This window comes from Streptococcus sanguinis, from assembly GCA_013378335.1.
Lineage (GTDB): Bacteria > Bacillota > Bacilli > Lactobacillales > Streptococcaceae > Streptococcus > Streptococcus sanguinis_I.
Window position 1 is genome coordinate 386,126 of sequence record CP040556.1, and the last position, 22,574, is coordinate 408,699.

19 protein-coding genes and 1 pseudogene are annotated in these 22,574 nt (G+C 44.4%); all 20 read left to right on the plus strand.

The window, feature by feature from the left end; genetic code table 11:
• Window positions 1-97: 97 nt before the first annotated feature.
• The 20 genes and pseudogenes from FFV08_02115 to FFV08_02210 all read left to right on the plus strand — a co-directional run bounded on the left by FFV08_02115 (window position 98) and on the right by FFV08_02210 (window position 22,573).
• Window positions 98-994 (plus strand): hypothetical protein, encoded by an 897-nt coding sequence (locus FFV08_02115; protein QLB51571.1) that lies wholly within the window; start codon window positions 98-100, stop codon window positions 992-994.
• 130 nt (window positions 995-1,124) lie between these two features.
• Window positions 1,125-1,826: a histidine phosphatase family protein gene (locus FFV08_02120; GenBank protein ID QLB51572.1), complete on the plus strand. Its 702-nt coding sequence runs from the start codon at window positions 1,125-1,127 to the stop codon at window positions 1,824-1,826.
• Between the two features lie 99 nt (window positions 1,827-1,925).
• Window positions 1,926-2,624, plus strand: coding sequence for a histidine phosphatase family protein (locus tag FFV08_02125; protein ID QLB51573.1), 699 nt, complete (start codon window positions 1,926-1,928; stop codon window positions 2,622-2,624).
• A complete protein-coding gene (locus FFV08_02130; protein ID QLB51574.1) occupies window positions 2,611-3,399 on the plus strand; it encodes a D-alanyl-D-alanine carboxypeptidase family protein in 789 nt (262 codons plus the stop codon). The genes FFV08_02125 and FFV08_02130 overlap by 14 nt, the downstream gene beginning before the upstream one ends.
• Window positions 3,400-3,624: 225 nt before the next feature.
• The gene (locus tag FFV08_02135) at window positions 3,625-3,948 is read left to right on the plus strand and encodes a PadR family transcriptional regulator (GenBank protein ID QLB51575.1); all 324 of its coding nucleotides are present in this window, start codon (window positions 3,625-3,627) and stop codon (window positions 3,946-3,948) included.
• Window positions 3,948-4,519: pseudogene (locus tag FFV08_02140) on the plus strand (DUF2812 domain-containing protein). The gene FFV08_02135 and the pseudogene FFV08_02140 overlap by 1 nt, the downstream one beginning before the upstream one ends.
• Before the next feature lie 41 nt (window positions 4,520-4,560).
• Entirely contained in the window at window positions 4,561-5,400 is an 840-nt protein-coding gene (locus FFV08_02145) for an ABC transporter ATP-binding protein (protein QLB51576.1), read from the plus strand.
• Window positions 5,393-6,121, plus strand: coding sequence for an ABC transporter permease (locus FFV08_02150; protein ID QLB51577.1), 729 nt, complete (start codon window positions 5,393-5,395; stop codon window positions 6,119-6,121). Before FFV08_02145 ends, FFV08_02150 begins: the two co-directional genes overlap by 8 nt.
• Before the next feature lie 163 nt (window positions 6,122-6,284).
• Window positions 6,285-7,319 carry a heat-inducible transcriptional repressor HrcA gene (gene hrcA, locus FFV08_02155; protein ID QLB53261.1) on the plus strand — a complete coding sequence of 345 codons (1,035 nt, stop codon included), beginning with the start codon at window positions 6,285-6,287 and terminating at the stop codon, window positions 7,317-7,319.
• Between the two features lie 35 nt (window positions 7,320-7,354).
• Complete coding sequence (gene grpE / locus FFV08_02160) at window positions 7,355-7,891, plus strand: nucleotide exchange factor GrpE (protein QLB51578.1); 537 nt, start codon at window positions 7,355-7,357, stop codon at window positions 7,889-7,891.
• Between the two features lie 10 nt (window positions 7,892-7,901).
• Window positions 7,902-8,129 (plus strand): hypothetical protein, encoded by a 228-nt coding sequence (locus tag FFV08_02165; GenBank protein ID QLB51579.1) that lies wholly within the window; start codon window positions 7,902-7,904, stop codon window positions 8,127-8,129.
• Between the two features lie 122 nt (window positions 8,130-8,251).
• Window positions 8,252-10,081 (plus strand): molecular chaperone DnaK, encoded by a 1,830-nt coding sequence (gene dnaK / locus FFV08_02170; GenBank protein QLB51580.1) that lies wholly within the window; start codon window positions 8,252-8,254, stop codon window positions 10,079-10,081.
• A gap of 227 nt (window positions 10,082-10,308) precedes the next feature.
• Window positions 10,309-10,941, plus strand: coding sequence for a 4-methyl-5(B-hydroxyethyl)-thiazole monophosphate biosynthesis protein (locus tag FFV08_02175; protein QLB51581.1), 633 nt, complete (start codon window positions 10,309-10,311; stop codon window positions 10,939-10,941).
• Between the two features lie 198 nt (window positions 10,942-11,139).
• A complete protein-coding gene (gene dnaJ, locus FFV08_02180; GenBank protein QLB51582.1) occupies window positions 11,140-12,273 on the plus strand; it encodes a molecular chaperone DnaJ in 1,134 nt (377 codons plus the stop codon).
• Window positions 12,274-12,591: 318 nt separating this feature from the next.
• Window positions 12,592-18,405, plus strand: a complete 5,814-nt coding sequence (locus FFV08_02185) for a YSIRK-type signal peptide-containing protein (GenBank protein QLB51583.1) — start codon at window positions 12,592-12,594, stop codon at window positions 18,403-18,405.
• 256 nt (window positions 18,406-18,661) lie between these two features.
• Window positions 18,662-19,411, plus strand: a complete 750-nt coding sequence (gene truA, locus FFV08_02190) for a tRNA pseudouridine(38-40) synthase TruA (protein ID QLB51584.1) — start codon at window positions 18,662-18,664, stop codon at window positions 19,409-19,411.
• Complete coding sequence (locus tag FFV08_02195) at window positions 19,401-20,162, plus strand: bifunctional hydroxymethylpyrimidine kinase/phosphomethylpyrimidine kinase (GenBank protein QLB51585.1); 762 nt, start codon at window positions 19,401-19,403, stop codon at window positions 20,160-20,162. Before truA ends, FFV08_02195 begins: the two co-directional genes overlap by 11 nt.
• Window positions 20,152-20,634, plus strand: coding sequence for an ECF transporter S component (locus FFV08_02200; GenBank protein QLB51586.1), 483 nt, complete (start codon window positions 20,152-20,154; stop codon window positions 20,632-20,634). The genes FFV08_02195 and FFV08_02200 overlap by 11 nt, the downstream gene beginning before the upstream one ends.
• A 12-nt stretch (window positions 20,635-20,646) precedes the next feature.
• Window positions 20,647-21,210: a TIGR01440 family protein gene (locus FFV08_02205; GenBank protein ID QLB51587.1), complete on the plus strand. Its 564-nt coding sequence runs from the start codon at window positions 20,647-20,649 to the stop codon at window positions 21,208-21,210.
• 79 nt (window positions 21,211-21,289) lie between these two features.
• On the plus strand, window positions 21,290-22,573 hold the full coding sequence (locus tag FFV08_02210) for a trigger factor (GenBank protein QLB51588.1): 1,284 nt from the start codon (window positions 21,290-21,292) through the stop codon (window positions 22,571-22,573).
• Window position 22,574 lies beyond the last annotated feature (1 nt).

Sequence of the window (22,574 nt, forward strand, 5' to 3'; positions counted from 1 at the left end):
GTAAAGGACAGCTATTCAGTTTCCGAGTAGGAGTTTGCGGGATTGAGTCTAGCTGGATGCTTGAAATGTAGGGGATTATAAGGAGATTATTTAGGTTATGAATAAAAGAGAGCTAGCTGAGCTGGCCCTTGATTTAGGTTTGGATTTTGATAAAGAGAGCGGCATTATATATGGCCGTAGAAGGGATTATGCTTTTTATCTAGAGACCATAACAGATGGCGATGAATTTGCGATTTTCTTTTCAGTCAGATGTGAGCAGGGCTATATTGGTCGAGATGTCTTGGAAGCTCTAATCAACGATTCTGAGGTCTTGATTGATTTTGAGAGAGCTGGCTATAGCCTAGCCTGTCAGATTTTGGCTGATCAGGATCGAGATCTGCTGCCGGATATTTTGGAGGAGGCTATCGAAGACTGCACCCGCCACTTTGAGGAGCAAGGGCTGGTGAGCGCCTGTGAGAAAACCGGTGAAACCGGAGATGTAGACTTGTATCAGTTCAAAGGAGATTGGCTCTTTCTCACGCCATCTAGCTATGAGCGGATGATTTCCATCTCACAGGATAAGGTGACAAAGCGTTCCCTTCCTCATCAAAGTCCGCAGAAAATACATTATTTCCTGGGGATTGTCGGGGCTTTCTTGACTAGCTTGCTTGGTGCATGCCTTGTCTTCTTCCTGGCAGGAGCATCCTTGGCTATGGGATTTATATCAGGATTTACACTGCTATTTAGCATTGCTTGCTATGAAAAGTTTGTCAAAGGGATTTCTGTTTTAGGAATTGTGGCAAGTTTCTTTTTTACTTTAACGATGAGCTTTTTAGCTGTTCAAATCGGTTATACCAATTCTTTTTACCAAGGGGAAGGCAATATTGTGCAAGCCCTTATCGCTATTAATAAAGCCGCTTTATCCGGACAGTTTGGTCTTAATTATTGGCTCCATTATCCGTTCATTGTTCTTGGATGTGTCAGTGCCGTCAAAGTTCATGTTAAGTCTCTATAGTTGATTAGATGCTGACTTCAAAGTGAGCAGCTGTCTATCATAGTGGGAAACCGGGTTCTCCCTCTTCTTTATCTAAAGAATACGAAGGCCTATACTATAATAAAAAAAGAAAAAATAAAAGAGGTGAAGTATGTCAAAAACAAGACTCTATGTTATCCGTCATGGCAAGACCATGTTCAATACTATCGGCCGGGCACAGGGCTGGTCTGATACGCCGCTGACTGCCGAAGGCGAGAGCGGTATTCGTGAGCTGGGTATCGGATTGCGAGAGTCTGGCTTGCCTTTTATCAAGGCTTTTTCCAGTGATAGCGGCAGGACCATTCAGACCATGGGGATTATCCTAGAGGAGCTGGGTCTGACTGGCCAGATTCCCTATCGCTATGACAAGCGCATCCGGGAGTGGTGTTTCGGAAGTTTTGATGGTGCCTATGGGGGTGAGCTCTTTCATGGCGTTATCCCACGAGTTCTTAAGACGGATAATTACAAAGAGCTCAGTTGGCCGGATTTGGCGAATGGTCTGGTAGAAGTGGATACGGCTGGCTGGGCTGAGCCTTGGGACAAGCTTAGCGGTCGGATTTTAGAAGGCTTTGAAGCCATTGCTAGAGAGGTAGAATCCTCTGGCGGCGGCAATGCTCTGGTCGTCAGCCACAGCATGACCATTGGTACCTTGGCCTATCTGGTTGATGAGAATATCACGAAAAATCCTAATGTCGACAATGGCAGTGTCACAGTGTTGGAGTATGAAAATGGTCGCTTCAGCATTCAGGCTCTGGGCGATGTGTCTTACCGTCAGGTTGGTGCAGCTATATTGGACCGAGAAAATCAAGAATGAGCGGGAGTTTTGAGACTCCTGCTTTTTGCTTTGAAAGCCAGATAGCGCCAATTTCTTTATAAAATGGTATAATATGAAAAGAATAACGGAGGAAATGAAATGGCAAAAACAAGATTATACTTGGTTCGTCATGGCAAAACCATGTTTAATACTATCGGCCGGGCTCAAGGCTGGTCTGATACCCCTTTGACTGAAGTTGGGGAACGTGGCATTCATGAGTTGGGCATTGGCTTGAGAGAAGCTGGACTTGATTTCAAATTGGCTCGTTCCAGCGACAGTGGCCGGACTATTCAGACCATGGGCATCATTCTAGAGGAACTGGGCCTGACTGGTCAGATTCCTTATACCTTTGACAAGCGGATTCGCGAATGGTGCTTTGGCAGTTTTGACGGTGGTTATGATGGAGAGCTCTTTATGGGTGTGATGCCTCGGGTTTTCAATATTGAGCATGTCCATCAGCTCAGCTATATTGAGCTAGCAGAAGGTCTTGTAGAAGTCGATACAGCTGGCTGGGCGGAAAACTGGGAAAAGCTCAGCGGCCGAATTTGGGAAGGTTTTTCAGCCATAGCTGAGGAGCTAGAAGCTGCTGGAGGCGGCAATGCTCTTGTAGTCAGCCACGGCATGACTATCGGAACCTTTGTCTATCTAATCAACCGAACTCAGCCTCATGGTTTGGACAATGGCAGTGTGACGGTTGTAGATTATGAAGACGGTAAATTCACAGTAACTTGCATCGGAGACATGTCTTATCGTGAGACCGGTGCCAAAGTAATGGAGGAAGAAGTTGAAGCGCGCTAAACATCGCAAAGAAAAGAGAAAATCGAAGTCTAAGAAGATTGGGTTAACGTTTTTGGTGTTAATCGTCTTGTGTCTGGCAGCTGGAGGGACGGCAATATATTTCCGTCCGTCCTTGTTACAAGATCTGTTTGCAAAGATTCAGTTTTCGGGTTCGTCTAGCAGTTCTGCTACGAAGGGCTCTTCTAGCTCAGAGAGTTCGCAGTCTGATTTGCCCAAGGTGTCTTCTACTGACTGGAATTTGATTTTGGTCAATCGTGACAACCAGCAAGAAGAAAAGACACCTGATCTAACTCAGATTGGAGAGATCCAGGTCGACAGCCGCATTGCTGAAAATACTCGGCAATTTCTAGCAGCAGCCCAGGCGATAGCTCCTGAAGAAACTCTCATCTCTGGCTATCGCAGCCGAGCTGAGCAGGAGGAACTCTATAACGAAAAAGTTGCTGGGGAAGTCGCCAAAGGCTTGTCAAATGAAGAAGCAGTCAGCATCGTGCTGAAGCAGGTGCAGCTTCCAGGAGCCAGCGAACATCAAACGGGCTTGGCTATTGATATGAGTGTCCCAGAAGGTCAGGAGGATGAACTGGCAGCCAAGGTTGCTGAGCTAGCTCCGCAATATGGCTTTGTCCTTCGCTATCCGGATGGCAAGAGTGATGTTACCGGAGTTGATTTTGAGAACTGGCATTACCGCTATGTTGGTGTGGAGAATGCCCAGTATATGCAGAAGCACAATTTGGTTCTGGAAGAATATATCGCCCTGCTTAAGGCAGCAGGAAAATAAACAACTAAGTCAGGTGTTCCTGGCTTTTTTTATGCTGATTTATCAGGATGCAGGTCTATAATCACTTATGCTTCTGACTTAAAGCGGCTTTAGCTACAAGTATTGAAAGATAAAAAGGAATCACTTTCTGTAAAAAATATTTATAAATCCTTGACAACTATATCGAACTGCGATATAATTTTTATATCAAGGTTCGATATATCGAGGTGAAAGTGAGATAAAAAGATGAGTGGATTGACAGAAAAACTTAGGAGAGTCTATGTGCCAATGACGGAGACAGGTTTTTATATCCTCTTCTGTCTTCAGAAAGAGAGGCATGGCTACAGTATTACTCAAAAAGTCAAGGAGCTGACAGAAGGACAGCTATCTATCAGCCCGGGAACCATGTACGGAACCTTGGCAAAGATGGAAAAAGATGGTCTGATTGTCTTTGTTCGCGAGGAAGAAAAGAGAAAGCTCTATTCTATCACGAAGCTTGGGAAGCAGATTTTAGAGTTGGAAATCCAGCGGATTGAGCGCCTTTACCGCAATAGTAAGGAGGAAGTTTGATGGAAAAGAAAATTGTCTATAAAATCTTTACCATTGCAGACTATGACAGAGAAGCAGCTTTTTTTAAAAAATGCATAGCCAAGGCTGGAAATTGAAAAAAGTAAGTTATTCTCCCTTTCTTGTTGCGGTTCGTTATACTTTTGAATCCTGCCCGCCTCAGAAAATGGCCTATCAATTGGATTTTCGCCCAATAAAAAAGGCGGAGCAAGAATCCTATTATCAACTGTTTGAAGATTGTGGCTGGGAGCATATTACAAACTTTAATCAATTTTCTTATTTCCGAAAGCCGGTTTCTCAGATTGATGCAGACAGTGATCTTGAAATCTATAATGACGCTTGGTCTAAGCTAGAAATGGTCAAGCGTTTACTTATATGGCGGTTTTTGCCAGCCATCATGGTTTTGTTTGTCACTACCTATCTCATTCTAGATATTTTCCAGAGGAGTTTGAAAGCAAGTCTATTATTCAAATCAATCTTAGCAATAGATTGTGTCATATTAATCATTCTGTTCTGCCAACTGGTCCATATTGCCTTGCGTTTTTGGAAAATGAGGCAGGAACTGAAAGATTGATTGCAATTTTGTTAAATACTGTTGTGAAAGTGAGGAAAACAATGAAAAAGACCATTATTGAAGTGCAAGGCTTGAAAAAGAAGTTCAAGGAACAAGAAGCCTTAGCAGGAATCGATTTTTCTATCCGAGAGGGAGAGATTTTTGGCTTCCTAGGACCGTCTGGATCTGGTAAAACCACGACCATCAATATCTTGACTGGTCAGTTGTCTGCAGATGCTGGGACAGCTCATGTGCTATCTGCACCGGTTGAGTATTTAAAGGCAGAAGTCCTAGAGCAGATAGGGATTGTCAGCGATGGCAGTGGTTTTTATGAAAAGATGTCACTTTATAAAAATCTCAAGGCCTATGCCATGCTCTTTGGGGTTAAGATGCTAGAAGTCGATGAACTTCTTCAAAAAGTGGGGCTTTATGATAGCCGCAACAAGGTGGCTGAAAAACTATCTACGGGTATGAAGCAGCGTATGTTACTGGTGCGTGCCTTGATTAATCGACCTAAACTGCTCTTCTTGGATGAGCCGACCAGTGGTTTGGATCCGTCAACCTCTCGCACCATTCACGAATTGTTGCTGGAACTAAAAGCGCAGGGGACAACTATTTTTCTGACGACACATGATATGCAGGAAGCTACTCTTTTGTGTGATCGCCTAGCCTTGCTAAGTAAAGGGAAATTAGTCGAAGTGGGCAGTCCGCATGATATTATCCAAAAGTATAATACGAATAAGAAGGTTCGTTTAGAATATGTAGATTTGACGACGAAGACGGTGGCCTTTGAGGAACTGCAAGGAGGCTTGGATTTGTCCGATGTTATCAGTATTCATTCCTGCGAACCAACTTTGGAAGATGTTTTCATCACTTTGACAGGAGGTACCTTAAATGTCTAATAAATTCAAAGGGATGATTTGGCTGAGAGGTCAAGTGACACTAGCAAATAAAAGTATCCTATTGCAGGTTTTCATGCCGATTTTCCTCATTTTTCTCTATAAATTTATTTTTTCTCTGAATGGAGCAGGTAAGGAAATTGGAGCGGATAAACTAGCTACTATGTTGCTTACTATCTCTCTGCCTTTCTCTCTAGCTATGTCAGTTGGAACACCTATTATCATCATTCTAGCCGAGGAAAGAGAAAAACATAATTTGCAAAGTTTGCGCTTAGCTGGTGTAACAGCTGGTCAATACATTCTCTCTGCTTTAATTTGGCCTGCGATTATTGGGATTTTTTATATCGTCATTACTCCAATTTTGGTAGGAGCTAAGCTTTCTAATCATGTGTTTAGCTATGGTTTGGTTCTCTTATTGACCATGCTAGTCTTAATTTTCTTCTTTTTAATGGTTGGTCTGTTTTGTAAAAATCAGGTCATGGCACAATCCCTTAGTGTTCCAGCTATGCTCTTGGCGGCATTTATTCCTATGTTTTCAAATATGAGCGAGGAGTTATTTAAGGTATTGCGTTATAGCTTTATGGGCCTCTTTAGTAGTTATATGAAAGATTGGTCTCATTTCCAGTTATGGAGCGGAGAATTTTTGGCTCTGCTAGTTTGGTTTCTTCTTTTTGCAGGAACTTCTTTCTATTTGATGCGCCATTTGCAAATCTTGGACGACTAATCTAGGTCGCCAGACTGATTTTTAGCACTCTTGTAAAAAGAGTGCTAATTTTTTGAGTTTTTGTCTTGACTTTGGTGTGGAAGAGTGTATAATAGAATCATGAGTTAGCACTCGAGGTGGTTGAGTGCTAATCGACAGCAGAATCTTGATTGGAGGTGATACCGTGGTCACGGAGCGTCAAAATGAGATTTTGAATTTGATTATTGATATCTTTACCAAGACTCACGAGCCGGTCGGCTCCAAAGCCCTGCAGGATTCTATCAATTCCAGCAGTGCCACCATCCGAAACGATATGGCGGCTTTGGAAAAGCAGGGGCTTCTGGAAAAGGCGCATACATCCAGCGGCCGTAAGCCTAGCGTGGCTGGTTTTCAATACTTTGTCAAGCATTCTCTGTCCTTTGATCGTCTCGCTGAGAATGAACTCTATGAGGTTATCAAAGCCTTTGACCATGAGTTTTTCAACTTGGAGGACATTCTTCAACAGGCAGCGGATCTTTTGACCAAGCTCAGTGGATGCACGGTTGTTGCACTGGATGTAGAACCCAGTCGGCAGCGCTTGACAGCTTTTGATATCGTTGTGCTCAGTCAGCACACGGCTCTGGCAGTCTTCACCTTGGATGAGTCCAATACCATTACCAGTCAGTTTATGATTCCGCGCAACTTCCTAAGAGAAGACCTGGACAGGCTTAAAGGCCTAGTAAGGGAGCGGTTCTTGGGACAGACAGTGCTGGACATCCATTACAAGATTCGGACGGAGATTCCGCAGATTATCCAGCGCTATTTCACTACGACGGACAATGTCATCCAGCTCTTTGAACATATCTTTGGTGATATTTTCAAGGAAAATGTGATTCTGTCTGGCAAGGTTCAGCTTTTGGAATTTTCAGACCTGACGGCTTATCAGTTTTTTGATGACCCGCAGAAAGTAGCCTTTGAAATTCGCGATAGTTTGGCTGAAGATCAGATGCAAAGCGTGCGCGTGGCAGACAGTAGAGAAGACTGTTTGGCTGATTTAACGCTGATTTCCAGCAAATTCTTGATTCCTTATCGAGGATTTGGGGTGTTGGCAGTTGTCGGTCCGGTCAATCTTGACTACCAACGGCTGGTCAGTCAGATGAATGTCGTCAACCGCGTGCTGACCATGAAACTAACCGATTTCTATCGCTATCTGAGTAGTAATCACTACGAAGTCCATTAAATATAGTATAAATATTCCTAAAAAGGAGGTGCCTTGTGGCAAAGCATAAACAAGAAGAACATCCAGAAGATGTAGAAGTAAAAGAGGAAGCTGTAGAAACAGCTGAGCAAGCTGAATCAGCAAGCCCTGAAAAATCAGAATTAGAATTAGCTAATGAACGGGCAGAAGATTTTGAAAACAAATATCTCCGTGCTCATGCAGAAATGCAGAACATCCAGCGCCGAGCAAATGAAGAACGCCAGCAGCTGCAAAGATACCGCAGTCAGGATCTGGCAAAAGCTATTTTGCCTTCGATAGATAATCTGGAGCGCGCGCTTGCCGTTGAAGGTCTGACAGATGATGTCAAAAAAGGGCTGGAAATGGTGCAGGAAAGCTTGATTCATGCTCTCAAAGAAGAGGGGATCGAAGAAATTCCAGCTGACGGAGCTTTTGACCATAACTATCACATGGCCATTCAAACAGTTCCAGCTGACGATGAGCACCCAGCTGACACTATCGCGCAGGTCTTCCAAAAAGGCTACAAACTTCATGACCGTATCCTTAGACCGGCTATGGTGGTTGTTTATAATTAGGAGGGAAGATATGTTAGATAATTTTGAAGAAAATCAGAAGCAGAATGAAGAATATCGTAAGACTGCACAACGTTATCATCAAGGAGAGAATACCTGTGATGAATGCGGTGGCAGTGTGAATGTCTCTGTGTATATGGATGATTATCCTAATAGAGATGATGAATGGTTGTATTGTCCTCATTGTGGGCGTAAGGCTTACATTAGGACAAGTGGGATTGCTAAAGCAGAAAAAGGGTAGTTTCTCTTGTCCGAAACGACAATAAACTATGAAGGAAGAAAACATTCGTTCAGCTTTGCTTCTAACGAGTGAAGCGAACCAAAGAGTATTGAAAATAAATTAAAGTAAAAAGAGGTAAAAATATGTCTAAAATTATCGGTATTGACTTAGGTACAACAAACTCAGCAGTTGCAGTTCTTGAAGGAACTGAAAGCAAAATCATTGCAAACCCAGAAGGAAATCGCACAACACCATCTGTAGTGTCATTCAAAAATGGTGAAATCATCGTTGGTGATGCGGCAAAACGTCAAGCAGTAACAAATCCAGATACAATCATTTCCATCAAATCAAAAATGGGAACATCTGAAAAAGTAGCTGCTAACGGCAAAGAATACACTCCGCAAGAAATCTCAGCTATGATTCTGCAATACTTGAAAGGCTATGCAGAAGAGTACCTTGGTGAAAAAGTCAGCAAAGCGGTTATCACAGTACCAGCTTACTTTAACGACGCACAACGTCAAGCGACTAAAGATGCTGGTAAAATCGCTGGTCTTGAAGTAGAACGTATCGTCAACGAACCAACTGCAGCAGCTCTTGCTTACGGTCTTGACAAACAAGATAAAGAAGAAAAGATCTTGGTCTTTGACTTGGGTGGTGGTACCTTTGACGTTTCAATCCTTGAGTTGGGTGATGGTGTCTTTGATGTATTGGCAACTGCTGGTGACAACAAACTCGGTGGTGACGACTTTGACCAAAAGATTATCGACCACATGGTAGCTGAGTTCAAGAAAGAGAACGGCATCGACTTGTCAAATGACAAGATGGCGCTTCAACGTTTGAAAGATGCAGCTGAAAAGGCTAAGAAAGACCTTTCAGGTGTAACTTCTACTCAAATCAGCTTGCCGTTTATCACAGCTGGCGACGCTGGACCTCTCCACTTGGAAATGACTCTGACTCGTGCTAAATTCGACGATTTGACTCGTGACTTGGTAGAGCGCACTAAAGAACCAGTTCGCCGTGCTCTTTCTGATGCAGGCTTGAGCTTGTCAGAAATCGACGAAGTGATTCTTGTTGGTGGTTCAACACGTATCCCAGCTGTTGTAGAAGCTGTTAAGGCTGAGACTGGTAAAGAGCCAAATAAATCAGTGAACCCTGATGAAGTAGTTGCCATGGGTGCTGCTATCCAAGGTGGTGTTATTACTGGTGATGTCAAAGACGTTGTCCTTCTTGACGTAACACCATTGTCACTTGGTATCGAAACAATGGGTGGCGTCTTCACTAAGCTGATCGACCGCAACACAACGATTCCAACGTCTAAATCACAAGGCTTCTCAACTGCAGCAGACAACCAACCAGCCGTTGATATCCATGTTCTTCAAGGTGAACGCCCAATGGCAGCGGATAACAAGACTCTGGGACGTTTCCAATTGACAGACATCCCAGCTGCACCTCGTGGAGTTCCTAAAATCGAAGTAACCTTTGACATCGATAAGAACGGTATCGTGTCTGTTAAGGCTAAAGACCTTGGAACTCAAAAAGAACAACACATTGTCATCCAATCTAACAGCGGTCTGACTGACGAAGAAATCGACCGCATGATGAAGGATGCAGAAGCGAACGCTGAAGCAGATAAGAAACGTAAAGAAGAAGTTGACCTTCGTAACGAAGTTGACCAAGCTATCTTTGCTACTGAAAAGACTATCAAGGAAACTGAAGGCAAAGGCTTCGACGCAGAGCGTGACGCTGCCCAAGCCGCCCTTGATGACCTTAAGAAAGCGCAAGAAGATAATAACTTGGACGACATGAAAGCGAAATTGGAAGCTCTTAACGAAAAAGCTCAAGCGCTGGCAGTGAAACTCTACGAACAAGCTGCTGCAGCTCAACAAGCCCAAGCAGGAGCAGAAGGAGCTGAAAACGCTGGCTCAACTAAAGCAGACGACGATGTCGTAGACGGAGAGTTTACTGAGAAATAGGCGGTGAGACAGAACTAAAAATTGAAAGTTTTTAGTTCGTAGTCGAACCCCCGCGAGGATGATTAGGATTTTTGGGAGTCTGAAAGACGAACCTAAAATCCAATCAGCTACCGCGTCAAAAATTTTTCGAAAAATATTGTTTTGAAAATTTCACGTCGTAATGATAGGAAGAAATCCAGAGGTTGCAACCCAGCCTCTGTTTTTCGCTAAACTAGAGGGTGACGCTTATGAAGAAAGTGCTCTGTTTAATTTATCCTAATTTTTCACTTTATGAAGTAGTTAGTCTGACCAGTACTTTAGCCCTATCTTTTGGTGTTGAGGTTGATTATGCTGGTTCAGATAGAAATGTTATAACGTCGGAAGATGGACTTCCCTGTCAACCTACTAGAACATTGGATGAAGTGGTCATCGAAGACTATTCTTGTGTTATTTTTCCGGGAATGATAAACATTTCTCCTGCTCTGCATGATGAAAAATTAATTTCTTTCCTAAGAAGTTTGAAGCAGCAAGAGATTTTAATTGCAGCTATTTCCTCAGCACCCATTTTATTGGCGAAAGCAGGTTTGTTGAACGATACGAGATTTACTGGTGGGATTTGGCAAAACTTTTTTGACTACTTTGAATTTCTTCCTAGGAGAAATTTCAAAGCTCAAGCTGTTCTGCAAGATAAAAACATCATTACAGCTGTTGGCTTTGCACATCAAGCGTTTGCGAGAAAAGTGCTTCTTAGTCTAGGTTTGGTAGATAATGCTGACAACTATTTTAAAGAACGGAATCAGTATTCGGAAGAGGACTTGATATTCACTTTATCAGAAGAAGAGTTTGCTGAAATGGAGCATGAATTTGAAAATACCCTCTGAGCAATATTTTCTAAAATTTAAAGAAAGGAACATGGGTGTTCACAACTGAACACGGGTTCCAAAAATTCTGACTCAATATAAAAGAAAGGAACTGAACCCGACCTAAATTCTTGGAAAAAAGAGAAATCAGCCTAGGAGCATCGCTCCGTCGCCTGATTTCCTATTTTTCAGTCGAATTTTACGGTCTTGGTATCTTACATGAACAATACAGAATATTATGACCGTTTAGGTGTCTCTAAGAATGCTTCTCAGGATGAGATCAAGAGAGCCTATCGGAAATTATCTAAAAAGTACCACCCCGATATTAATAAGGAAGCTGGGGCAGAGGACAAATATAAAGAAGTCCAAGAGGCTTATGAAACGCTGAGCGACGAGCAAAAGCGGGCAGCCTATGATCAATATGGCGCAGCGGGAGCTAATGGTGGCTTTGGCGGCGGTGCAGGCGGATTCGGTGGTTTTGATGGCTCCGGCTTTGGTGGCTTCGAAGATATCTTCTCTAGCTTCTTTGGTGGCGGTGCTTCGCGTAATCCTAATGCTCCGCGCCAAGGGGACGATCTTCAGTATCGTGTGAATCTCCGCTTTGAAGAAGCAATTTTCGGAGCTGAGAAGGAAATCAAGTATAACCGTGAAGCGACTTGTCATACCTGTGCTGGGTCTGGTGCCAAGCCAGGGACTAGTCCTGTTACCTGTGGCCGCTGTCATGGCTCAGGTGTCATCAATGTTGATACCCAGACACCACTTGGCATGATGCGTCGGCAAGTTACCTGTGATGTCTGTCACGGCCGAGGAAAAGAAATCAAAAGTCCTTGTGAAACCTGTCACGGAACGGGGCATGAAAAGCAGGCTCACAGCGTTAAGGTGAAAATCCCTGCTGGTGTGGAAACTGGTCAGCAGGTCCGTCTGTCTGGTCAAGGTGAAGCAGGCTTTAATGGTGGTCCTTATGGTGACCTTTATGTCGTGGTCCAAGTTGAGCCGAGTGACAAGTTTGAGCGAGATGGCTCTACCATTTACTACAAGCTCAATCTCAACTTTGTCCAAGCAGCTCTTGGTGATAGCGTGGATATTCCAACTGTTCACGGGGATGTCGAGCTGAATATCCCAGAAGGAACACAGACTGGCAAACGATTCCGTCTGCGTGGTAAGGGAGCACCGAGTCTGCGCGGTGGAAGCATGGGTGACCAGTATGTTACAGTCAATGTTGTGACGCCGACTGGCCTCAACGACCGTCAAAAAGCTGCCCTCAAAGAATTTGCGGAAGCTGGCAATATCTCGGTCAATCCTAAGAAAAAAGGCTTCTTCGACAAAATGAAAGATGCCTTGGAAGATTTGTAATCATATAAAAAGGAGCAGCCTAATGCTGTTCTTTTTGTGTTTTCTAGAAGGACATTTGGCAAATGTAGTCAAAAAAGAGAAGCGCTTTGACCAGCCTTTTAATCAAAAGAAATTCGCTAGAAAAGGTGAAGCGAATTTTCAATCTCCTTTTTACAAAAATAAATGATTTTTTTAAGCAAAATCTATTGTAAAAATTTCCTAAAAGATATATGATAATACTAAGTGTATAAAACGTATCTTTTTGGCCTGCTGGGGAGTTGGCCAGGGAGATATTGGGAGATTAGCTTTATACATTTTAGGAAAAAGGGGATTTATAAAGTGAAACATTGTGAAAAAGTGCAGGAGCGAATTCAGAAATATTCGATTCGCAAATTGTCTGTCGGCGTAGGATCGGTGGCCATTGCAGCTTTGATTTTTGGGAGCTCTTTGTCCAGTTCGACTGTTGCTGCGGATGAAGTAGGAGGCGGTGCGACTGCTCGCTATACTTATGTTGAAGAGCAAGAGCTAACAGAGCAGGAAAAAGGGCTGATTAAGCAAGGTCTGCCTGAAAATCTGCAAACAGGGGAAAATTATTACCTGATTTATCGGAAGCAAGATGGGCAAACTGTCTTGCCGAGTACAGGAAATAACGGTCAGCCGCTTCTCAGCCTATTTGCAGGGACGGCTATTTTGGCTGTCTTGGTATTTTCAAGAAAGAAATCTGGCAAATTACTGGGAGTGCTTTTGCTAGGGACCTTGGGACAGACTCTATTACAGTCTCCTCAAGCGTTTGCGCTAGAAAATCGCGAACTGCTTTCTCATAACCGTCAAGTTGCGGTTTCGTCAACAGTTTCTGAAGCGGATCTGACCATTGCAGGCTATGACTACATAGGTTACTTCACTGCTTCAGATTTTCGGACCTTGACAGGAAGCAAGCCGGCCTCCCTGTCAGCTGGTCAAGAAGCTCAAGGGCAAGCAGAATTATCAGAAGTTGCAAAAGAGGACTCTGACTCTATTGATCGAGCTGCTCAGGCAGGGTTGCTGTATCAGCTGAACCCTGCTGCAAATGATTCAGGGCAGTCAGGGAAGTTTCCAGCTCCTCAGCCATCAAATCCAACTACAGAGACGGAAAAAGGGGAAAGCTTACAAGAGCCAGCATTGCCAGAGTACAGCGGCAGCGTTAATGGCCAATCAACTGTGCAAGCAGAAAATCCTAGCTATACAATTTCGGAAGGAACGGCAGGAGATATAGCCCTGGTTGAGCCCGCCCTCCCAGAATACACGGGCGGTGTCAACGGCGAATCGCTAGTTCAAGCGGACAACCCAGTCTATGATGCTCCAGTGGCTACAGTTAGTGACGTGGCCCCAGTTGAGCCAGCATTGCCAGAGTATAGCGGCGGCGTTAATGGGGAATCAGCAGTTCAAGCAGAAAATCCGGTCTACACGGCCCCGATAAGTGTAGTTAGCGATACAGCCCCGGTTGAGCCCGCTCTGCCAGAATATACAGGTGGCGTTAATGGGGAATCAGAAGTTCAAGCGGACAATCCAGTCTATGATGCTCCGGTAGGTACAGCAGGAGACATAGCTCCGGTCCAGCCCGCCCTCCCAGAGTACACCAGTGGTGTCAACGGCGAATCGACAGTGCAACCAGAACTTCCTAGTCTGCATACGGACATCAAGCTAGAAACGATTGAGCCTCAAGTTGTTCACAAGACAGATGATAGCAAGTATCTTGATGAAGAGACTACTGTCGAAGGAACTCCAGGCCAAAAAGAAATTGTAACCAGCTATGAAACCTTAGATGGTAATCGCATATCAGAGCCACGAACAACTGAAAGAATCTTGCATGAAGCAGTTGATACAGTGGTCACTCGGGGTAGCAAGGCTCGCATCAATAAAGAAGAATTGAGCAAGCAGCTGGCTTTAGCAGCGGCTGTGGATCCAGCAGTTTACACCAATCAATCCTACCAGCAGCTGCAAGCAATTAAGAATATGGCTGCGACGGTGTATCAAACTTCGTCGAGTCAAGATGAAGTAGATGCGGGTGTCAACCAACTCAAGCAGGCTTTGGCTGACTTATTAGCCCTTAAAGCAGCCCCGACTCTGACTGTTTCAGCAGTTAAGAAGGATGAATTGCAGAAATCAGTTCAGGTCCAATACCAGCTAACGGACAGAGATCAAGCCTTTACTAATGCTCATGTTCGTCTGAAGAAGGATGGCCAGCTGATAGCAGAGCAGAACTTGGCTGCAGGCCAACTAGCAGCCAACTTCACTGGTTTGGACTACTATACACCTTATAAGATTGAGACGACTCTGTCCTATGACTTAGGAAATGGCCCTGAAAGTCAAGAATTAGCTCAAGAAACAGTCCAGCTGGACCTGAAGAAGGTGGAGCTCAAGTCCATTACTAATGTCGCCTTGATGAAAGTTGAAAATGGTCAGACAAAATTGATGCCTACTCTGGCTGAAAAACCAGCAAATCTGGATCAATATTACCTGCACTTTACATCCGACCAGTTCAAGGACACTGTCCTGCCAGTTACCTCTATCGAGGAAGTGGTTGTTGATAACCAGCCTGTCTTCAAGATCCAGGCTCAGCTGCCAGACTTGCTGCAAAGAAGCGCAACGGGTCTTCAAAATAGCTTTGATTTCTATCTGGAAAAAGCCAAGAAGCGTGAAGGAAATGTCTACTATGACTTCCAAGACCTCTTGGACGGCATCAAGGAAAATCCTTCTGGAACCTTTATTCTGGGTCGCAGTATCAGTGCCAAGTTGATTGATAAACCTGCCAACAGCAAGTCTTACCTGCCAGGCGAGTTCAAAGGTCAGCTACTTGGTGGTCAAAATGGTGAGCGCCATGCGATTTTAGACTTGGCCCATCCTCTATTTGATACGATTACTGGCGGAACGGTCAAGGATATTGACTTTAAGCGAGTCAATATGGTTTATCCAGATTCGCAAGCGGGCGATACTATTGCCACAATTGCTGCCCGATTGAAGAATAATGGGGTGATTGAGAACGTCAATGTCCAAGGTTACTTGGAAGGTCGAGACCATATCGCCGGTCTGGTTAATAATATAGAAGGTCAGTCTCGAGTTGAAAATGTCTCCTTTAAGGGCCGCATTAAGTCCAAGGGTGGAAACTCTGTGACAGGCGGTATCGCAGGAACTAATGCTATGTCCTTGGTGAAACGCGCTTATGTCGAAGCCGATATTTGGGTCAAGAGTGGTCAAAATGCAGGAATGTTAGTTGCTCAAAACTTCACAGACTATTCAGGAAGAGGCTGGGGCAATTGGGGCAGATTGATGCAATCAGTTGCCAAAGGTAAGTTAGAGGATGCAGGCTCAAGAAATTCAGCTGGTATCGCTGCTTCCATTTGGCCGTATGGAACCATCAATGACACAGTCAGCTATGCAACGGTAGTGAACGGTAAAGAGCTCTTTAGCTCAGATAATGAGATTACGGATGCTTGGATGGGGCAAAAACTTCAAAACCTCTTTGGTGTTCAGGGACAAAGCTCTGGAACCAAGACAGGAAAAGATGCTAAGTTCCGTCGCTTGACAGAAGCTGAAGCGGAGCAAAAACTCAAGAGCTATCGGATTACGGCCCTTGAACAAACCAGCGCAAATGAAGTAACAACTGAGAAGCTAAATGCTGCTATCCTGAGAACAAGTGCTTTTCAAGATAAGCCAGGTTACAAGGCAGAAAATGAACAGCTTTATCAGAACCTAGAACGTTTTATGCCTTTCTACAATCAAGAGTTCTTGATTCATGAAGCCAATAAGCTGGTGGATGCTGGTAAGGCGGGCGACCTGTTGACTAAGAAAGTTCTATCAGTTCAAGCCCTGAAAGGCAATCAGTTTGTTGCTGGCGGAACAGATGCGGATAAGATTTTAGTTCATTTTGCAGATGGAAGCAAGACCATCTACAATCTTCAAAATCAAGCACGATTTGAACAGACAGCCCTGCCGGAATATCAGATTGTAGAGCTTGGTACGGTCTATACTCCAAATCACTCAACCGCAGTCAAAGAAGACTTGCTGACTCAGCTGACAGAGAGCTTGAGGAGCTTTGAGCTTTACAGTGATGAAGTCTATCGTTCTGTTGGTCTTCCTAATGATAATGATAGGGTCAACAAAGTGAAGCGCCTTTTCTTGGATGAATCTCTGGCTGAAGTGAAAGCCAACTTGCAGGATATGCTTGGTAAGCTCTTGGCTAATGAATGGACAAGATTCCATGCTGACAATCCAGCAGCCAACGAAGCTCTGAAAGCTAAAATCGAAGAGAACAAGACGGCTATCATGCTCGGTCTGACCTACCTCAACCGTTATTACGATCTCAAGTTTGGTGACTACAATCTCAAGGAGCTGGTGCTCTTCAAACCAGACTTCTATGGTGAAAAAGTACCATTGCTGGATCGCTTGATTAAGATTGGTCGTTCAACAGAAAATCAACTGAAAGGGGCGGATAATGTCAACATGTTTGCCCGTCAGTTGAAAGCTGAATCCAAATCTAGTGATTTGGTGGCTTACTTGGATTACAACCGTCGCCTGCTGACTAACTTTGCGGATATGGATTCTTGGTTCAAGGATGCAACCCGAGGCTTTATTCAGTTTGAAGAACGCCAGTCAGAAGTTGAAGAGATCAAGACAGCTAAGTATCGCGTCTTTGACAACCTCAACTCAGAGTACTTCAGCAACTATATCCTCCCACTTCTAACCTTGAAGAATACGCGTCTAGCGATTCTGTCAAACTATAGCACCATGGCCTTTGTCAACAGAGACAAGCGCCGGTCATGGTCTGATGAACGATTTAATGCGCGCATCAAGGAAGTAGCGACCCAGCATCGAAATCACGTAGACACTTGGTACAAGCTTCTCTCAGATGATATCAAGTCCAGAATGGTCAAGCAAAATGTAACTGCTGTATGGGATGGTTTCGATGTGGAAGGACGTGGCTGGATTGATGTCAACGGAAATGATAATAAGGGCAATCCTTATGCACCATCCCGCGAGTTCTTTAACCTAGTTGGCGGCAGAGCTGGTGGCTGGTACAAGTCAAATGGCTACGGTGCCCATGCTGCTGGTTCGATCCGTGTGAACTTTGAGGCCTTTGACCTCCTGACAGAATACGGTGTGTCCGTCTTCACGCACGAGCTTACCCACGTCAATGACGGCTATATTTATCTGGGCGGACATGGCAGACGACAAGGAATCGGACCAGAAGGCTATGCCCAAGGAATGCTCCAATCACCTGTTCCTGGTCAGCCAGGCTGGGGTGCTCTAGGTCTCAATATGGCCTTTAACCGTCCAAATGATGGTAGTCTCATTTTCAATAGCTCGCCAAGTCTCTTCAAGAACCGAGCAGACATCGACCATTACATGAAGGGATATAATGATACCCTCATGCTGCTGGATTACCTTGAAGGTCAAGCGGTTGTGGCTAAAGGAAATGAAGCCGCAGCTAAATGGTTCAAGAAGGTTGAACCGAAGGTTGTAGATGCTCGAACTCAATATGATGTCGTGAGAGAGTTAACAGCAGAGGAGAAAGCGAATATGTCTGTCTCATCTGTAGATGATTTGGTCGATCAAGGTTTGCTGTCTAACCGTGCGGTTGACAATCGAACTTATAACCCTGCTGACTATGACTCTAGTTACATTGCTATTGACTTTATGACGGGCATCTATGGCGGCGGTCAAAACAATACTGGAGCGCCAGGCGCCTTGATGTTCAAGCATAATACCTTCAGAATCTGGGGTTACTATGGCTATGAAAAAGGCTTCATAAGCTATGCTTCTAATAAACACCGTAAGACAGCCAATGAGCAAGGTGTGACTGGTTTGAGCGACAACTTTATCATCAAGCAAATTTCTGAAGGCAAATTTGAAACCATGGAAGCCTTCAAGAAAGCTTACTTCAGAAAAGTTGTGGATAAAGCACAAACCTCAGGTATTAAGCCAGTGACTGTCAATGGAAAAGTCTATACTACTTATGAAGAGTTGAAAGCTGGCTTTGCAGAAGCTGTTGACAAGGATCTGAAGAAGGCTCGTGTCGATGAACGCGCAACCAAGGACTTCAAGTATGCTGTCTTTACGCAGTTGCTCAAGAACACCAATAGCTTCATGGATGAAAACTCCATTTGGGGTTCCTAAGTCAAAGTGTCAGATTTGTAGTTTATATCACTGCAAATAATGATCTTTAGCAATATGTAATCAACAACCCATTTGAATTTGCTCTGTTTGTGTCGTCACTGACAGTCTGATTCAGATGGGTTGTTTTGTTGCATAATGGCAAGTCAAAGTGCAGATTATCTCTAATTCTTATACAGTATTTTCAGAAAAATCTGTCCCCAGACAGTTCTTGCTTTTAGGGCTTGCTGGGGGCTTTTTTTCCTGCTAAAATAAACACATGACACGATATAAAGCGATTATTTCCTATGATGGTTATGGCTTTGCTGGCTTTCAGCGACAGCCCCATGCCAGAAGTGTTCAGGAAGAGATTGAAAAGACCCTGACCCGTATCAATAAAGGCCATCCTGTGGTGATTCATGGAGCGGGTCGGACAGACAGCGGTGTTCATGCTCTGGGCCAGGTGCTGCATTTTGATTTACCGGAGGAACGGGATGAAGAGAAATTGCGTTTTGCCTTGGACACCCAGACGCCTGAAGATATTGATTTTATCAGTGTGGAGCGGGTATCGGATGATTTTCACTCTCGCTACAATAAGCACAGCAAGACCTATGAGTTTCTAGTTGATATCGGCCGGCCCAAAAATCCCATGATGCGCCATTATGCCACGCATTATCCATATCCTTTGGAGCTGAGTCTGATAGAAGAAGCGATTACTCAGCTGGAGGGGACGCATGATTTTACTGGATTTACGGCTTCGGGGACCAGTGTGGAAGACAAGATTCGGACCATTACCGAGGCCAAGGTTGACTATGATGCAGAACGTAATTTTCTGGTCTTTACTTTTTCGGGCAATGGCTTTCTTTACAAACAGATTCGCAATATGGTCGGTACTCTGCTCAAGATTGGCAACAAGCGTATGCCAGTAGAGCAGATTCAGAGGATATTAGCGGAGAAAGACCGTCATCTGGCGGGGCCAACAGCCGGTCCAAACGGCCTTTATCTAAAGGAGATTCGTTATGAAGAATAAGTTGATTTTAGCCCTTTCGGGCAATGATATTTTCAGCGGTGGCGGACTGCATGCCGATCTGGCTACCTATACAGTCAATGGCCTGCATGGTTTCGTAGCTGTGACTTGCCTGACGGCGATGACCGACAAGGGGGTTGAGGTTATTCCAGTTGAGGAAGAGGTTTTTGCCCAGCAGCTAGCCAGTCTCAAGGATGTTCCTTTTTCTGCTATTAAGATAGGACTTTTACCCAATCTGGAAATAGCAGAGCAGGCTTTGGCTTTTGTCAAGCAGCATGCGGACATACCAGTAGTGCTGGATCCTGTTCTGGTCTGCAAGGAAAATCATGATTTGGAGGTCAGTGCGCTGAGAGAAGAAATCATCAAGTTTTTCCCTTATGTCAGCATCATCACACCAAATCTGGCAGAAGCTCAGCTATTGACCCAAAAAGAAATCAAAACTCTAGAGGATATGCAGGCTGCAGCCAAGGAGCTCTATGATTTGGGAGCCAAGCATGTGGTGATTAAGGGCGGCAATCGCTTGAGCAAGGAGCGGGCGGTGGATGTTTACTATGACGGCCGAGATTTTGAGGTCATGGAATCGCCAGTGCTGGCCAGCAACAATACCGGAGCGGGCTGTACATTTGCTTCCAGCATTGCCAGTCAGCTGCTTCTTGGCAAGTCTCCACTTGCAGCAGTTCAATTTTCTAAAGATTTTGTTTACCGAGCGATTCAGCGCTCAGATCAATATGGGGTAGTTCAGTATGAGAAATAATCAAGTTAAAAAATTAGTGTTCTTAGCTTTCATCACAGCTCTATCTGTGGTTTTGGGGAATTTTATGAAAATCCCAACTCCGACAGGATTTTTGACACTATTGGATGCAGGGATTTATTTTACAGCCTTCTACTTTGGCCGCAAGGAAGCGGCTATTGTTGGAGGACTTTCAGGCTTTTTGGTTGATATGATTGCCGGCTATCCTCAGTGGATGATTTTCAGTCTGATTTGCCACGGGCTTCAAGGTTTCTTTGCTGGCTTTGAGGGCAAGAAACGCTACCTTGGGCTGGTCTTGGCCGCAGTGGCTATGGTCGGTGGCTACGCCCTCTTTGACAGTATCATGAATGGTGTCGGAGCAGGCCTAGCTGGAATCTTGGGCAATTTTATGCAGAATGCATTTGGTTTAGCAGTCGGTTTTGCCCTTTACAAAGCTTTCCCGGAGAGTTTGAAAAAGACAGTCACAGTGAAATAAGTGAGGTGGGAAATGGACTTAGCTAAGATTGGAGCGGAAACTCGTCAGATTGTTCTAGATGTTTTGGACAAGGCTGCCTTGGTCGAGGGAGATATTTTTGTTCTGGGTCTATCCTCTAGTGAGGTTGTCGGCGGCCATATTGGTCAGAATTCCAGTCTGGAAGTTGGACAGGTCATTGTCAAAACCATATTGGATATCTTAGAAGAGAAAGGTATCTTTCTTGCAGTTCAGGGATGTGAACATCTCAATCGCGCCCTCGTAGTCGAAAGAGCCTTGGCGAACAAGAAGGATTTGGAAATTGTCAATGTTCTGCCTACTCTTCATGCTGGAGGCAGCGGTCAGCTAGCTGCTTTCCAATACATGAAGGATCCTGTCGAGGTGGAGTTTATCGTTGCTCAGGCGGGGCTGGACATTGGCGATACTGCCATCGGCATGCATGTCAAGCACGTGCAGATTCCTATCCGACCGATTCTCAAGGAGTTGGGTGCTGCCCATGTCACGGCTTTAGCCAGCCGTCCCAAGCTAATTGGCGGCGCCAGAGCGGCCTATATAGAGGATAAAATCAGGAAGGGATAAAAGGAAAAATAATTTTGAAAAAAACTCTAATTATGCTATAATGGGTTGTATTCAATAAATTTTAAGGAGAAATGACAGAATGTCTGTATCATTTGAAAACAAAGAAACAAATCGCGGCCTTTTGACTTTTAGCATCAGTCAAGAGAAAATCAAGCTTGCCTTGGACCGTGTATTTAACTCAGTAAAAAAAGATATTGCTGTACCAGGTTTCCGTAAAGGTCGCCTTCCACGTGCTATCTTCAACCAACGTTTTGGTGAAGAAGCCCTCTACCAAGATGCTTTGAACGCTCTTCTTCCAGAAGCATACGAAGCGGCTGTCAAAGAAGCAGGTATCGAAGTAGTTGCTCAGCCTCAGTTTGATGTCGAATCTATGGAAAAAGGTCAAGACTGGGTCATCAAAGCTGAAGTAGTCACTAAGCCAGAAGTTAAGCTGGGTGCTTACAAAGACTTGGAAGTAACTGTTGAAGCTACTAAAGAAGTGACTGACGCTGAAGTAGATGAACGCATTGAGCGTGAGCGCAACAACTTGGCTGAGTTGGTTCTCAAAGAAGGTCCAGCAGCAGATGGTGATACAGTTGTGATTGACTTTGTTGGATCTGTTGACGGCGTTGAATTTGACGGCGGTAAAGGTGACAACTTCTCACTTGGATTGGGCAGCGGTCAATTCATCCCAGGATTTGAAGAGCAGTTGGTTGGCCACAGTGCAGGTGAAACAGTGGATGTTGTTGTAACCTTCCCAGAAGACTATCAAGCAGAAGACTTGGCAGGCAAGGAAGCTAAGTTTGTGACAACTATTCACGAAGTTAAAGAAAAAGAAGTTCCAGCTTTGGACGATGAACTTGCAAAAGATATCGACGAAGAAGTTGAAACACTTGACGAGCTGAAAGAAAAGTACCGCAAAGAATTGGCAGAAGCTAAGGAAACAGCTTATAACGATGCGGTAGAAGCAGCAGCTATTGATCAAGCAGTAGCAAACGCTGAAATCGTTGACTTGCCAGCAGAAATGGTCCACGAAGAAGTACATCGCGCTGTTAATGAATTCTTGGGCAATATGCAGCGCCAAGGAATCTCACCTGACATGTACTTCCAAATCACTGGTACTAGTCAGGAAGACCTGCACAAGCAATACGAAGCAGATGCTGAGTCACGCACTAAGACAAACCTTGTCGTAGAAGCTGTTGCTAAGGCAGAAGGTTTTGAAGCTAGCGCAGAAGAAATCGAAGCAGAAGTAACTTCATTGGCTACAGACTATAACATGGAAGTAGAACGTGTTCGTCAATTGCTGTCAGAAGATATGCTGAAACACGACATTGCTATCAAGAAAGCTGTTGAAGTGATTACAAGTACTGCGAAAGTGAAATAAG

Coding starts and splice junctions, on each gene's coding strand:
- dnaJ (QLB51582.1), top strand. CDS start 11,140: ATGAACAATACAGAATATTATGACCGTTTAGGTGTCTCTAAGAATGCT.
- FFV08_02135 (QLB51575.1), top strand. CDS start 3,625: ATGAGTGGATTGACAGAAAAACTTAGGAGAGTCTATGTGCCAATGACG.
- FFV08_02205 (QLB51587.1), top strand. CDS start 20,647: ATGGACTTAGCTAAGATTGGAGCGGAAACTCGTCAGATTGTTCTAGAT.
- FFV08_02200 (QLB51586.1), top strand. CDS start 20,152: ATGAGAAATAATCAAGTTAAAAAATTAGTGTTCTTAGCTTTCATCACA.
- FFV08_02165 (QLB51579.1), top strand. CDS start 7,902: ATGTTAGATAATTTTGAAGAAAATCAGAAGCAGAATGAAGAATATCGT.
- FFV08_02175 (QLB51581.1), top strand. CDS start 10,309: ATGAAGAAAGTGCTCTGTTTAATTTATCCTAATTTTTCACTTTATGAA.
- FFV08_02145 (QLB51576.1), top strand. CDS start 4,561: ATGAAAAAGACCATTATTGAAGTGCAAGGCTTGAAAAAGAAGTTCAAG.
- FFV08_02210 (QLB51588.1), top strand. CDS start 21,290: ATGTCTGTATCATTTGAAAACAAAGAAACAAATCGCGGCCTTTTGACT.
- dnaK (QLB51580.1), top strand. CDS start 8,252: ATGTCTAAAATTATCGGTATTGACTTAGGTACAACAAACTCAGCAGTT.
- truA (QLB51584.1), top strand. CDS start 18,662: ATGACACGATATAAAGCGATTATTTCCTATGATGGTTATGGCTTTGCT.
- FFV08_02115 (QLB51571.1), top strand. CDS start 98: ATGAATAAAAGAGAGCTAGCTGAGCTGGCCCTTGATTTAGGTTTGGAT.
- FFV08_02120 (QLB51572.1), top strand. CDS start 1,125: ATGTCAAAAACAAGACTCTATGTTATCCGTCATGGCAAGACCATGTTC.
- FFV08_02150 (QLB51577.1), top strand. CDS start 5,393: ATGTCTAATAAATTCAAAGGGATGATTTGGCTGAGAGGTCAAGTGACA.
- FFV08_02195 (QLB51585.1), top strand. CDS start 19,401: ATGAAGAATAAGTTGATTTTAGCCCTTTCGGGCAATGATATTTTCAGC.
- FFV08_02125 (QLB51573.1), top strand. CDS start 1,926: ATGGCAAAAACAAGATTATACTTGGTTCGTCATGGCAAAACCATGTTT.